Raw genomic sequence first — 13,874 nt, 5'->3', positions numbered from 1 at the left:
TCAGCGCTCGTCCGGCTTGAGCGGGATGCCATAAAGTTCCAGCCGATGGTCGACCAGCTTGAAGCCGTGTTCGCGGGCGATGCGTTCCTGCAATGCCTCGATCTCGGGCGAGTGAAACTCGATGACGACACCCGACTTGAGGTCGATGAGGTGGTCGTGATGCTCTTCGGGCACCGTCTCGTAGCGCGAGCGGCCGTCTCGGAAGTCGTGGCGCTCGATAATGCCGGCGTCCTCGAACAGTTTCACGGTGCGATAGACCGTGGAGATCGAGATCTTGGCATCGACCTTCACCGAGCGCCGATAGAGTTCTTCCACGTCAGGGTGATCGGCGGATTCTTCGAGAATGCGCGCGATCACCCGGCGCTGCTCGGTCATGCGCATGCCGCGTTCAGCGCAAAGCTCCTCGAGGGTCTTGGCGACGTCAGTCATGGGCTGCCTTCCGATAGTCAACGTTCAAGCAACGGACTAGCGAAGAACGCGCTTCATGACAAGCGCTGTGGAAACCGCGCCGTTGGCATCCTTATAGTATCCCCTGCGTTCGCCGACTTTCTCGAAGCCGAGCTTGCGGTAGAGGCCGAGCGCCGCCGCATTGCCGTCATCGACCTCCAGAAAGATGCTCTCGGCGCCGCGCGCGTGTGCTTCGCGCATCGCGGCCTGCATCAGCCGCCAGCCGAGGCCGGCGCGTGCGACCTTCGTCTGCACGGCGACCGACAGGATTTCCGCCTCGCCAGCGACCTGACGCGCGAGCACGAAGCCCGGCAGCGGCTTCTTGAGAAACGCATTGGTCTGGCGGGCTACGAAGCCGAAGACATTGTCCTGGCTGAGCAGGCTGTAGAACTCGCCGTCGCCCCACGCACGGGCGAAACGTTCACCGTGCAGGGCCGCGACAGCGCGGCAGTCATCGGCATCCATCGCGATGATTTCGAATTCCGGCTTCAGCGTCAAATAGGATTCCAACATGGTCATACTCGCGCAATGGCAAACCCGACCTGCGGCTTGGCGTCGGGTCCGCGCAGATAAAGAGGTTTAGGCTTTCCAGCAGATGGATCAGCAGCGGCGCCGAGGCGCGCCACCATGGAAATCGGGAAATGATTGGCGTAATCGCCCGTCGCGTCCGGCTTCAGGAGAGGTGTTGCCGAACCGATGACTTCGCCTTCGAATGTCGCGGCGAATGCCTCCGCTTCCTCGATGTTGACGGCGCGCGCTTCATCAAGCGGCTCGCCGTCGGCATGAAAGGCCTGCAGGTAGATCTCATTTCGCTTGGCGTCCATGGCAGCGAGCACCGGGCGGCCCGGCGTCTTCAGCCGCTGCGCTTCGGCCATCACCGCAAGGGTGGTGACGCCGACCGCCGGAACGCCGAGCGATAGCGCAAAGCCGCGGGCGGCAGCGACCCCGACGCGAATGCCGGTAAACGAGCCTGGACCGACGGTGACGGCAATGCGATCGACAGCCGAAAGCGCCACGCCGGCCTGGTCCAGCGCACGGTCGACAATCCCCATCAGATGCTCAGCATGCCCCTTGCCGATCATGTCCGATGCCTCCCCCAGCATCGTATCCCTGCCGCTGTCATAGAGAGCGGCAGCGCAATCCACACCTGCGGTGTCGAGCGCCAGTATGATCATGGCATCAATTTCCGAATAAAGCGTTCCTGAGTGTCCATACATTCACCCTGCCGCGCTTGCAAATGCTGCGCCAGGACGAGTGCCGGGACAGAGTGTCGTCGTCAGGCGGCGACGACTTCCTCGACTTCCGGAACGAAATGGCGAAGCAGGTTCTGCACGCCATGCTTCAGTGTCGCCGTCGAAGACGGGCAGCCGGAGCACGAGCCCTTCATATTGAGGTAGACCTTGCCATCCTTGAAGCCGCGGAAGGTAATGTCGCCACCATCCTGCGCAACGGCCGGGCGCACGCGGGTATCGAGCAACTCCTTGATCGTGAGAACGATCGACTCGTCGGCTTCGTCAAAGAATTCGCCGCCGGCGTCGAGGTCTTCGGAAAGAACCGATGCATCGCCCATCACAGGCTTGCCCGACATGAAATGTTCCATGATCGAGCCGAGGATTGCTGGCTTCAGATGCTGCCACTCGGCATTGTCCTTAGAGACGGAGATGAAATCGTAGCCGAAATAGACGCCGGTCACGCCCGTAATCTCGAACAGCCGAGCGGCAAGCGGCGAAGCCTGCGCTTCGTCGGCGCTACGGAATTCGGCCGTGCCGCTTTCCATCACGACGCGGCCCGGCAGAAACTTCTGCGTGGCGGGATTCGGCGTGGCTTCGGTCTGAATAAACATCTCGCTCTCCGTGCGGCGGGCAGTGGCCCCAAGCCGTCTTTAGAATTCTTCAAAAGAGAAAATAAGCCGATTGGCAACTCTATTCAAGAGACTGGTACTCAAGAAATCGCTTTATGCGAGAGCATCCAGTTCCTCGTCGGTCAATGTATCAGGCAACACGGTGACGGGGATGGGAAATGTCGCGCCACGCCCGGCGATCGACGACACCAGCGGTCCTGGACCTTCCTTGGCCGAGCTTGCGGCCAGTACCAGGATCGCGATGTCGCGGTCTTCTTCGATGACGGCGTTGATCTGCTCGGTGGCGCTTCCCTCACGGATGACGATTTCCGGGTCGATGCCGATCGTTTCGCGAACCACATGCGCCGCCTTGGCGACCACGGCCTCGGCCTCCTCGCGCGCCTCGGCCCGCATGATCTCCTCCACCCCCAGCCACTGCTGGAAGTCGCCCTCCGGAATGACGTACATCAGCACAAGGCCGCCATTCGAGTTCTTGGCGCGCCGTCCGGCATAGTGGACGGCGCGCGAGCATTCGGGCGTATCGTCAATGACCGCCATGAATTTGCGGCGATGACCTTCGAGCCGGGAGAGTCGTTTTGATACCATGGCGCGGACTCTGACACCTGAACCTGAAAATTTGCAAGCCCTCGTTTTGACCCTTGCAGGGTCCGCTATCCGGGTCTGCGTCAGGCCGGAACCAGTCCATAAAGGCGCATGATTGCCTTCACATGCTCGATATCCGGCTTGCCCTGAACGTTGATGGCCAGAGCCATCTCCTCGAAGTAGCGTCTGCCGATCAAGCCCGGTGTCATGGTGATCAAAGCCTTGGCGGTTTCACCGTGCAGGTTCTCGTGGGTGTGGACATAACCACGCGGGATAAACAGGGTGCCCCCCCGTGCGATCTCGTGTTTGCGCCCGTCCAGCGTCGTCGTCATTGTGCCGGACAATCCGTAGATCACTTCGTCGACGTCGCGGTGATAGTGAGCGGCCGGGACACGTGCCTGAGGCGGGACTGTGAATTCGAACATCACCAGGCTGCCGGCACTCTGATCCTCGTCGATCAGAAGCCGGATCTCCATGGCGCCGATCTGGATGAGGTTGCGATCTCGCATCGAAGCCTCCTGACGGACCGTTCCCAAAAGATTACGCTGCAGGTCCGGGTTCGACAAGTCCGGGGCGACAACCGCCGCCCCGGACAAGCTCGTTGGGCCGTATCTCAGTACAGGAAGCCGACGATGTCACGCACTTCCTTCATCGTCACCTCGGCGCGCGCCCTTGCGCGCTCGCCGCCATTGCGCAGAATCGCGTCGATGTGGCTGGTGTCCGACATCAGGCGGCGCATCTCGGCGGTGATCGGCGAGAGCACGTTGACGGCGAGATCGACCAGCGCCGGCTTGAAGACCGAAAACTGCTGACCGCCGAACTCGGCAAGCACGTCCGCCTTCGACTTGTCGGCTAGCGCCGCATAGATGCCGACTAGGTTGTCGGCCTCCGGGCGACCCTTGAGGCCGTCGACTTCGCAGGGCAAGCCTTCCGGATCGGTTTTGGCTTTGCGGATCTTCTTCGAGATCGCGTCCTCGTCGTCCATCAGGTTGATGCGCGAGAGATCGGACGGATCCGACTTCGACATCTTCTTGGTGCCGTCGCGAAGTGACATGACGCGTGGCGCGGGGCCATCGATCAGCGGCTCGACCATCGGGAAATAGGCATGCACCGGCTCGTCGCCGACGGTGATGTCGATGCCATAGCCCGACTTGCGGATATGCTCCGCATAGTCGAGGTTGAACTTCATGGCGATGTCGCGGGCGAGTTCAAGGTGCTGCTTCTGATCGTCGCCGACCGGGACATGCGTGCCGCGGTAAACGAGAATGTCGGCAGCCATCAGGCTCGGATAGGCGTAGAGGCCAAGCGAGGCCTGCTCACGGTCCTTGCCGGCCTTGTCCTTGAACTGCGTCATGCGGTTCATCCAACCGAGGCGCGCGACGCAATTGAAGATCCAGGCGAGCTCGGCATGCTGCGGCACGGCCGACTGGTTGAAAACGATGTGCTTTTCCGGATCGATGCCGGACGCAATAAAGGCGGCGGCGATCGAACGGATCTGGTTCGGCATGTCGTCATGGACGAGCTGCGCCGTCAGCGCATGCATATCCACGACGCAGTAGATGCAGTCGTTGCCTTCCTGCAGCGCCACGAATTTGCGGATTGCGCCGAGATAGTTGCCGAGATGGAGATTGCCGGTCGGCTGGACGCCAGAGAAAACGACTTTCTTGAATTCGCTCATTATGTCCTCGATTAGGCTGGTGGAGGGCCCCAGGGTTTGTAACCCATGTTGCTAACGGGCGCGCTTATGCACGCGGAAGACAGGGCAATCAAGGGGTTCAGCCTGTGGCATGTTCGATCAGATCGAAGGTGTTGCCGTAAGGATCCGAAAACACGGCGACCGTCCCATAAGCCTCGTGCCGCGGCCCCTCGAGAAATTGCACGCCCTTGGCCAGCATCGACGCGTGGTCGCGCGCAAAATCATCGGTCTTGAGGAAGAAGCCAACGCGCCCGCCCGTCTGGTTGCCCATTGCGGCCGTTTGCCGATCGTTGGCGGCGCGCGCGAGCAGAAATGCCGCGCCGTCGTCGCCTTTGGGCTTGACCACAACCCATCGCTTGCCGTCCGGCTGAACATCGTCCTGGAGGCAATCGAAGCCGAGCGCGCCGCAGTAGAAGTCCTTGGCGCGATCGTAGTCGTCGACGACGAGCGTTACGAGGAAAAGCGATTGGGACATTGTGGGCTCCGATCTGTGGTGTGATGTTGTCGCCAAGGATGAGTGGCCGGTCAAGGGGACGGCTGCGGCAGGCCGCCACGACGCCTTCACCTTCACGCAACCATTGCGGCCCGTGGCTTGATCCTGCATGTCACTCGAGGGCGCTGGAAATTGCCTCGCTGGAGTAAAGAACATATGGCGCTTCCCAGCGCCCCGTTCGGCGGTATGTGCCCGCAACTCCGGTCGACGCTTGCGCGCCGCCGACAGCCTTGTGTGCCACACAGGCACGTCCGGAGCGACACTCAACGCAGCATTGGCGCCGCGCTGCCGTCCCCGGCGGGAGACCATTTTCTGCGAACCCCGAATGCGGAAGCTCACGTTCTTCCTCCGCACCCGGCGCCGGTCCCGTCTCGCCGCAACGCCTTGCGGTGTATCCGTGAGGGACGATCTCGACGATCTCATTGTAGGAGGAGCCCCACCGGGCGGGGAAATTTGGTGGCGGATTTTTTTGTGAGTATTTCTCACAAATTTACGTGAAGGGAAATTTATACCTCTTTTGAGGTATAACTAATTCATCAATTAGCGGTAAATTGTGGCATTCTTCCGTTACGGAAGGTAAACAATTTCACAAAAAGGCCATTTTTGGGGAGAGCGTTCCATCCGCCAAAAGCTACGCCGGCCGCTCCGGCGTATTTCGAGGGGAGGGAACCATGCAGTCCGCATTTTCCATCGCGCTCGCCGGCCTGTTCTGTCTGTCGTGTTTCGACGGTGCCGACGCCCAGAATGTCAGAAGAGTTGCAATACCGCCGCTGAAGCACAAAGAAACGCTCGCCTATTCTCTGCAGACCGTCAGCGTCAAGGCGAACTGCTTCCCGCCGCAACTGCGCGGCGTTCTCGCCTATATCGCCGCCAAGACCGGCCGCCGTCCGATGGTAACCTCGGGGTTCCGGGCGCGCGGGCGATCACACTCTCAACATCGCCATTGCGCGGCCGCCGATATCCGCATCCCCGGCGTATCGGAGCGAACGATCATCGCGATCGCGGCGTCGGCACCAGGCATCGGCGGAATCGGCCGCTACTGCAATGGCATCGTTCACGTGGACATAGGTCCCAAACGACGTTGGACCTATTGCTGAAGCGTGCCGCCAGACCGCTAGCCGTCGACCTTTGCTGCCGGCTTGCGGTTCAGGTTGCGCCGGATCATGCCGAGGTTTGCGCCGCCGATCAGGAACGCCGTCGCGAAGTAGACGGCCATGGCGATGACGATCAGTAGGCCGAGCGTGCCGACCTTCGTCGCCAGGTGTGCGCCTGAGGCAAGCCACGGCTCCCAACGGTGCTGCAGATACATGATCACGCCGCCCATGATGGCTGCGGATACGACGAGCAGCGCCGTGCGCCGCGCCAAGGCCCATTCCCAGGTGAGGTGACCGCGACGCAGCAGCGTGGTGAAGAGAAGCACGGTACTGATCCAGCCGGCTGTCGCTTCCGCAACCGCAATGCCTGGCGCGCCGAGGAACGGGAAGAGCGTCAGCGCCGTCGCGCAGTTGACTCCAACAGCAACGGCGGAAAAGCGCATAGGCGTCTTGGTGTCCTCGCGTGCATAGAAACCGGGCTGCAGCGCCTTGATCAGCACGAAAGCAGGCAGGCCGATGCCGTAAACGGCGAGGATGGAGCCGACGATCGCGGTGTTTTCCTGATGGAAGGCACCGCGCTCATAGAGCACGCGGATAATCTCGTCGGAGAGGATCCAGAGCGCAAAAGCAGCCGGAATGGTCAGGAACAGCACGAATTCCATCGACCGGTTCTGCAAATTAGCGGCCTCGCGGAGATTGCCGCCCTTCAAGGCGCGCGCCAGTTCTGGCAGCAGCACCACGCCGACGGCAACCCCGACGACGCCGAGCGGCAGCTGGTAGATGCGGTCCGCATATTGAAGCGCGGCGATCGCGCCTTCGCGAGATGAAGCGATCGCCTGGCCGATCATCTGATTGATCTGGGTAATGCCGCCGGTAACGGCGGCCGGGACCGCAAGAATGAGCAGCCGCTTGACGTTCGGCGTGATGCGGGGGAAGCGAAGCCCGATGCTCATGCCAGCATGCAGAACACCGACATACACGACCACGAGCTGCAGGATACCCGCAACGAGCACGCCCCAGGAGAGATACCAGGCGGTCTGAAGCGGCTCCGCGCCGGTGTAGAGCGCATAAAACAGCGCCCCGATCATCACCACGTTGAGGAAAACGGGTGCGATGGCCGCCGCGAAGAAATGATGCAGCGAATTCAGCATCCCGCTCATCATCGCCGTCAGCGACATGCACATGAGATAGGGAAACATCACCGCCGCCATGCGCACGGTGATCGAGAATTTTTCCGCATCGTCGGCAAAGCCCGGCGCGATGACGAAGCGCACCAGCAGCGGCATGCCGAGCTCCATCACGATGGTGATGAGCAGCAGCACCGAAAACAGCACGCCGAACACTTCCTCGGAGAAGCGTTTGGCGCCATCCGTGCCGTTCGCCTCGATCTCCTTGGCAAACAGCGGCACGAAGGCGGCGTTGAACGCACCTTCGGCAAACAGCCGGCGGAAGAGGTTCGGAAAGCGGAAGGCGGCGTAGAAGACGTCGGCCATCGGGCCGGTGCCAAGGGCCGCTGCCATCAGCGTTTCACGGGCAAAGCCGAAGATGCGGCTGCCGAGGGTGGCGCCGCCGACGGTGGCGAATTTTCTGACGAGGCTCATGCGTTTTGGCTCATGCGGGCGAATCCGCCTTCTTTTCCGTCTGCGTCGCGGCCCGGACCGGAGTCGGTTGCGCGATGATGCCGGAGGGCATGCGTTCGCGAAGCTCGTCCTGTTCTTCGGCCATCACGGCCTTGAGGCGCGCGGTGATATTCGAGCGCTTGCTGTCGCCCGAGATCTTCTGGCCGACAAGGTCGGTCACGTAGAAGGTATCGATGACCTTCTCGCCGAACGTGGTGATGCGGGCCGATTGAATGTCGAGCGAAAGATCCGAGAGAACCGCCGTGATTTCCGACAGCAGGCCCGGCCGGTCGAGGCATTCGACCTCGATTACCGTGAACTTGTTCGACAGGCTGTTGGAGATATTGACCGACGGCGGGATGACGAAGGCCTTGCTCTTCTTGCGGTTCTTGGCGCGCGTCGCAATCACTTCCGGCAGCCGCTTGCGGCCGGAAAGCACGTCCTCGATCATCCGCCCGATGGTGCCGGCACGGCGCAGCTCGTCGGCATCGTCCTTGAACTCGCGACTGACATGGATGGTGTCGAGCGCGCGGCCATCCGAGGTCGTGAAGATCTGCGCATCGACGATGTTGGCGCCGGCCGCTGCGCACGCGCCGGCGATAACGGCCAGGAGGCGCGGATGGTCCGGCGACAACACGGTGATTTCGGTGATCGCGTGGAAACTGTCGGTCCGCACCATCGTTGCCAGCGCCTGGCCGGCCTTGTCCGCCTGGCGGATGAAGCCGGCATGTCGAACCTGGTCTTCCAGCGGAACGGAGAGCAGATAGGGCTGATAGTGCAGCTTGCTGTAGATCTTGCGGTCCTTCTGGCTCCAATCGGAGAGCGCATTGTAGAGCGCTTCGGCCGCGAAATTGGCGCGCTCCTTGCGCGAAACCTCCGAGAAGCCGCCGGCAAGCAGCAGTTCCGTTTCATAGTAGAGCGTACGCAGCAGCTGGCCCTTCCAGCCGTTCCAGACCCCGGGCCCGACAGCGCGGATGTCGCAGATCGTCAGGATCAGCAGCATCTTCAGCCGGTCGAGCGATTGCACGACATCGGCGAAGTCGGTGATCGTCTTGCGGTCGGTGAGGTCTCGGGTTTGGGCGACCATCGACATCGCCAGATGTTCCTGGATCAGCCAGACGACCATCTCCGTCTGTTTCTGCGACAGACCGAAACGGGCGCAGAGCTTGCGGGCGACGCGGGCGCCGGCGATCGAGTGGTCCTCCTGGCGGCCCTTGGCGATGTCGTGCAGCAGGACTGAGACGTAAAGCGCCTCGCGGTCCTCGATGCCGGGCATCAGCTTGTTGGCGAGCGGATGCAGATCGTCGGCCTTGCCCTTGTCGATCTCCGATAGCACGTCGACGGTGCGGATGAGATGCTCGTCCACCGTATAGTGGTGATACATGTTGAACTGCATCATCGCGACGATCTTGCCGAATTCCGGGATGAAGCGGCCGAGCACGCCGGCCTCGTTCATGCGCCGCAGGATGAGCGCCGGATCGCGCTTCGAGGTCAGGATCGACATGAAGAGACGATTTGCCTCGTCGTTCTCGCGCAGATTGTTGTCGATCAGGCTGAGCGAGCGGGTGACGCGCTTCAGCGCGTCCGGATGGAATTCCAGCCCATTGATATCGGCGACGTGGAAGAGCCGGATGATGCTGATCGGGTCGCTCTTAAAAACATCCGGGCTTGCGAGCGCGATACGACCACGATCCTCGACGAACTCCGTGCTGCCGGCGATCTTGCGGCTGCGATGCGCAAAGCGGCTAATGACGCCGGTCAGACCTGGCGTCGACTTCGCCTGCTGATCTTCGAGCGCCGCGCAGAGAATACGCGTCAGGTCGCCGACATCCTTGGCGACAAGGAAGTAGTGTTTCATGAAGCGCTCGACGGCGGAAAGGCCGGGTCGCGAATGATATCCGAGTGCCTCGGCGATCTCGCGCTGAATATCGAAGGACAGTCGTTCCTCGGCCTTTCCGGTCAGGAAATGCATGTGGCAGCGCACCGCCCAGAGGAAGTCGTCCGCTTTCTGGAAAAGATGATATTCGTGCTTCGAGAGAACGCCGAGCGGCACGAGTTCGGCCGTGTCGCGGACGTGGTAGTAATATTTCGAGATCCAGTAGAGCGTGTGCAGGTCGCGCAGGCCGCCCTTGCCCTCCTTGACGTTGGGCTCGACGAGATAGCGCGTGTCGCCGGCCTTGCGGTGCCGTTCGTCACGCTCGGCAAGCTTGGCGGCGATGAACTCGGGGCCGGTGCCGGTCACGATTTCCTTGTCGAAGCGGGTCTCGAGCTGGGTTTCGAGCGAGCGCAGGCCGCAGATGTACCGCATCTCGAGGATCGCGGTACGGATCGTCATGTCGGATTTCGAGAGCGCGATGCACTCTTCTAGAGTACGCGTGGCGTGGCCGACCTTGAAGCCCATGTCCCAGAGGACGTAGAGCATGAATTCGACTGCTTTATGTGTCTCTTCCGCCGGCTTCGGCTGGAAGAGGAACAGCAGGTCGATGTCGGAGCCCGGCGCCAGCGTGTCGCGGCCATAGCCGCCGACGGCGGTGACGGCGAACTTGTCCTTCTGCTGCGGGAAGACGTGGGCGCAGACGAATTCGTAGAGAACCGCGATGATTTGGTCCTGCAGCCAGGAGATACGGCGGGCGCAATTGATGCCGCTGCCGTCGGCCGAGAGCAGCGCGCGCGCCTTCTGGCGTCCCTCGCTACTCGCCTTCTTGAGGATTGCTAGCAGATCGGACCGCATGACGTCAGGCCGCGTCTTGTTGGCCTCGGCAACGGCGTCACACATCTTCAAGAGACAGTCGGTGTCGAGGATATCGGAGAAATCGATGTCGTTCGTCGTCGCCATGCGCGGGGCGGCTTCCTGTTCGCGCGGCGCAGCCGCTTCCTGCTGTGCCTCTCGTTTCGTCTGCATGCGCTATAGCCTCTTTGCCCGCCGATGACACGGGCTTTCATACTGCAGAACCTTTAATTTTGGCGAAAAGGTGTTGCCATGCCCGAAACCGCCCGCGTGCGGCAATCAGGCTGCCACCTGCGCCTGTACGGAATAGAGCACCTGACGGGTCTCGCCGGCGATCGCCTCCAGCGTCTCGCGGTCGCATTCGCGGTACCCGGCTTTGGCAACGCACGAGGAGAGTTCCAGAATCCTGGCGCAGCAGCGGATGATCTGGAGCAACCCAAAGGGCGAGGCCCAGCCGCGCGGAGTGCCCCGCTCGTCGGCAAGTCGCAATGCTTCGATCGCGCTGAAGATCGCCGCAAGCCTCTGAGTCTCGTTGAACAGCCGGTCCATGAACATCGGCTAGCCCCGCTTCAGCTTCTTCTTGAGTTCGTAAAGCGCGTCCATCGCTTCGCGCGGGGTCATGTCGTCGAGGCTCATGCCCTTCAGCGCTTCCTCCACCTTCGAGGGGCCGCGGTTGGCATCCTCGCGGCGCACCGCCACCTGAAACAGCGGTAGATCGTCAATCAGCTGGCTTGCCGGGTTCTTGCGATCGGCGTCCTCGAGGCGCGTCAGCACGTCACGCGCGCGCCCCACCACAGAGGCCGGCAGGCCGGCAAGTCGGGCGACCTGGATGCCATAGGAGCGGTCGGCAGCGCCGGGGCCGACCTCGTGCAGGAAGATCACGTCGCCGTCCCATTCCTTCACCCGCATCGTCGCATTCGATAGCCGCGCAAGCTTTTCGGACAGCACGGTCAGTTCGTGGAAGTGGGTCGCGAAGAGACCACGGCAGCGGTTCGCCTCGTGCAGGTGCTCGACAGCGGCCCAGGCGATCGACAGGCCGTCGAAGGTGGCCGTACCGCGGCCGATTTCGTCGAGAATGACCAGTGAGCGGTCGGTCGCCTGGTTGAGAATCGCCGCCGTCTCGACCATTTCGACCATGAACGTCGAGCGGCCGCGCGCGAGATCGTCGGAGGCACCGACGCGCGAGAACAGCCGGTCGACGATGCCGATATGGGCGGACGTCGCCGGCACGAAGGAGCCCATCTGCGCGAGGATCGCAATCAGCGCGTTCTGGCGCAGGAAGGTCGATTTACCGCCCATGTTCGGACCGGTCAGCAGCCAGATCGCGCCATCCTTGCCGTCGGCAACCGGCGACAGGTCGCAATTGTTGGCGACGAACGGGCCCGACGATTGCCGCCGCAGTGCCTGCTCGACGACCGGATGGCGTCCGCCCTCGATTGCAAACCTCTTCGAGGCATCGACTAGCGGCCGGCAATAGGCCTGTTCATCGGCAAGAAGTGCGAGGCCCGCCGCGACGTCGATGACGGCGAGAGCGCGGGCGCCTGCCTTGATTGCTTCCGCCTCGGCAACGACGGCTTCCGTCATGTGGTCGAAGGCCGCGAGTTCGATGGCAAGCGCCTTGTCGGCGGCGTTGGCAATCCGACTTTCGAGGTCGGCAAGCTCGGTCGTGGTGAACCGCATCGCGTTTGCCATCGTCTGGCGGTGGATGAAACGGCCTTTCGCCTCCGGCGTATCGGTCATCGGCCCGGCATTGCCGGCGGTAACCTCGATGAAGTAGCCGAGGATATTGTTGTGTTTTATCTTCAGTGACTTGATGCCGGTTTCCTCGGCATATTGCAGCTGCAGCCCGGCGATGACGCGGCGCGACTGGTCGCGTAGCGCCCGGACCTCGTCGAGTTCGGCATTGGCGCCGTCGCGCAGGAAGCCGCCGTCGCGCTTCAGCAGCGGCAACTCGTCGCCAAGCGTCTCGGAAAGCAGCGCTGCGAGAGCGGCGGGGAGGGCCTGGAGGCTCGAAAGCGCAAGCTTCAGCTCTTCCGGCAGCAGCGCTTCGGCCAGCAATCGGGCGAGATCGCCCGCAGCACTCAAGCCCTGTCGGATGGCGGCAAGGTCGCGCGGCCCGCCGCGGTCGAGCGCAAGGCGCGAGAGCGCACGCGGCATATCGGGTACATGCTTGAGGTGGTGCCGCAGGTCGCCACAGAGCGACGGCTCCTCCATCAGGAAGCCGATCGAATCCAGCCGCTCATTGATGCGCGCGGGGTCGGTCAGCGGCGACATCAGCCGCTCGGCGAGCAGCCGCGCTCCGCCGCCGGTTACGGTACGGTCGATTGCCTTTAACAGCGAGCCATGGCGGTCGCCGGAGAGCGTGCGGGCAAGTTCGAGATTGGCGCGGGTCGCGGGATCGATGAAGAGCGTTGAAGCGGCGCTCTCGCGTTCCGGGCGCCCGAGTGGCGGCCGTTCGGCGATCTGCGTCTTCTCGACATAGGCCACGGCTGCAGCTGCTGCGGCGAGCTCGGCGCGCGAGAAAGTGCCGAAGCCATCGAGCGTCGAAACGTTGAAATAACGTGCGATCCGCCCTTCGGCAGTGGCGCTGTCGAACAGGACAGCCGGCTGCGGAACGGCCGTGCGACCGAGCACATCGAAGACCGGCTTCAGCTCGGGATCGTGAAAGATCGTGTCCGGCACGATCAGTTCGCGTGGATCGATGCGCAGGATATCGGCAAGCAGCCGCGAGCTTTCGGTCTCGGCCAGCCGGAAAATCCCGGTCGAGATGTCGATCCAGGCAAGTGCCAGCACGGGCTCGGATGCGCCGCGAATCCGGGTAAGCGCCATCAGATAGTTCGATTCCGACGGCGAAAGCAGCTTTTCCTCGGTGATCGTACCCGGCGTCACAAGCCGGATGACGTCGCGTTTCACCACCGATTTGGAGCCACGCTTCTTGGCTTCGGCCGGATCTTCAACCTGCTCGCAGACGGCGACACGAAAGCCGAGCCCGATCAGCTTCTGCAGGTAGTCGTCGGCCGCATGCACCGGCACGCCGCACATTGGAATATCCTGCCCCATATGCTGGCCGCGCTTGGTCAGCGTGATGCCGAGCGCGCGGGAGGCTTCCAGCGCATCCTCGAAGAACAGTTCGTAGAAATCGCCCATGCGATAGAACAGCAGCGAGTCAGGGTTGTTGGCCTTGATCTCGATGAATTGCTCCATCATCGGCGTTGCCGAGGCACGGCTTTCTTCCGTGGCGAGCTCGGCAGCCGAAAAGGCTTCTATTCCAGTGTCTATTCGTTCGTTCACGGAGATGCATTTTTTCCAAAAAAGAGGTGCCAACCCTAGCCGCCCGCCGCTATAGATGACAAC

The 13,874-nt window shown here is 62.2% G+C and carries 13 protein-coding genes; 1 reads left to right on the top strand and 12 read right to left on the bottom strand.

The window, feature by feature from the left end:
* The 8 genes from FHT71_RS20490 to FHT71_RS20455 all read right to left on the bottom strand — a co-directional run bounded on the left by FHT71_RS20490 (position 1) and on the right by FHT71_RS20455 (position 5,061).
* Positions 1-429 carry a Fur family transcriptional regulator gene (locus FHT71_RS20490; RefSeq protein ID WP_007789354.1) on the bottom strand — a complete coding sequence of 143 codons (429 nt, stop codon included), beginning with the start codon at positions 427-429 and terminating at the stop codon, positions 1-3.
* A 36-nt stretch (positions 430-465) separates the two neighbouring features.
* Positions 466-966: an N-acetyltransferase gene (locus FHT71_RS20485; protein ID WP_183721678.1), complete on the bottom strand. Its 501-nt coding sequence runs from the start codon at positions 964-966 to the stop codon at positions 466-468.
* Positions 963-1,622, bottom strand: coding sequence for a tRNA (adenosine(37)-N6)-threonylcarbamoyltransferase complex dimerization subunit type 1 TsaB (tsaB, locus tag FHT71_RS20480; RefSeq protein WP_132591979.1), 660 nt, complete (start codon positions 1,620-1,622; stop codon positions 963-965). The genes FHT71_RS20485 and tsaB overlap by 4 nt, the downstream gene beginning before the upstream one ends.
* Positions 1,623-1,723: 101 nt before the next feature.
* A complete protein-coding gene (locus tag FHT71_RS20475; protein ID WP_132591981.1) occupies positions 1,724-2,290 on the bottom strand; it encodes a NifU family protein in 567 nt (188 codons plus the stop codon).
* Between the two features lie 111 nt (positions 2,291-2,401).
* Complete coding sequence (locus FHT71_RS20470; RefSeq protein WP_007789346.1) at positions 2,402-2,893, bottom strand: universal stress protein; 492 nt, start codon at positions 2,891-2,893, stop codon at positions 2,402-2,404.
* Positions 2,894-2,973: 80 nt separating this feature from the next.
* Positions 2,974-3,399: a cupin domain-containing protein gene (locus tag FHT71_RS20465; protein WP_132591983.1), complete on the bottom strand. Its 426-nt coding sequence runs from the start codon at positions 3,397-3,399 to the stop codon at positions 2,974-2,976.
* 104 nt (positions 3,400-3,503) lie between these two features.
* A complete protein-coding gene (trpS, locus tag FHT71_RS20460) occupies positions 3,504-4,568 on the bottom strand; it encodes a tryptophan--tRNA ligase (RefSeq protein WP_007789342.1) in 1,065 nt (354 codons plus the stop codon).
* Between the two features lie 97 nt (positions 4,569-4,665).
* Positions 4,666-5,061, bottom strand: a complete 396-nt coding sequence (locus FHT71_RS20455; RefSeq protein ID WP_007789340.1) for a VOC family protein — start codon at positions 5,059-5,061, stop codon at positions 4,666-4,668.
* Positions 5,062-5,750: 689 nt separating this feature from the next.
* Between FHT71_RS20455 and FHT71_RS20450 the strand changes: the two genes are divergently transcribed.
* Positions 5,751-6,176, top strand: coding sequence for a DUF882 domain-containing protein (locus FHT71_RS20450; RefSeq protein WP_007789338.1), 426 nt, complete (start codon positions 5,751-5,753; stop codon positions 6,174-6,176).
* Between the two features lie 17 nt (positions 6,177-6,193).
* Here FHT71_RS20450 and murJ read toward each other — a convergent pair whose 3' ends face one another.
* The 4 genes from murJ to mutS form a co-directional block, all read right to left on the bottom strand.
* Complete coding sequence (murJ, locus tag FHT71_RS20445; protein WP_132591985.1) at positions 6,194-7,774, bottom strand: murein biosynthesis integral membrane protein MurJ; 1,581 nt, start codon at positions 7,772-7,774, stop codon at positions 6,194-6,196.
* Positions 7,775-7,784: 10 nt separating this feature from the next.
* Positions 7,785-10,694: a [protein-PII] uridylyltransferase gene (locus tag FHT71_RS20440; RefSeq protein ID WP_132591987.1), complete on the bottom strand. Its 2,910-nt coding sequence runs from the start codon at positions 10,692-10,694 to the stop codon at positions 7,785-7,787.
* Between the two features lie 105 nt (positions 10,695-10,799).
* Positions 10,800-11,075, bottom strand: coding sequence for a hypothetical protein (locus tag FHT71_RS20435; RefSeq protein ID WP_183721676.1), 276 nt, complete (start codon positions 11,073-11,075; stop codon positions 10,800-10,802).
* Positions 11,076-11,078: 3 nt separating this feature from the next.
* Complete coding sequence (gene mutS, locus FHT71_RS20430; RefSeq protein ID WP_132591989.1) at positions 11,079-13,811, bottom strand: DNA mismatch repair protein MutS; 2,733 nt, start codon at positions 13,809-13,811, stop codon at positions 11,079-11,081.
* Positions 13,812-13,874 lie beyond the last annotated feature (63 nt).

This window comes from Rhizobium sp. BK060, from assembly GCF_014193145.1.
Classification (GTDB): Bacteria; Pseudomonadota; Alphaproteobacteria; order Rhizobiales; family Rhizobiaceae; genus Rhizobium.
The sequence above is the reverse complement of the archived record's forward strand: the minus strand, read 5'-3'. Positions and strand labels throughout refer to the sequence as shown.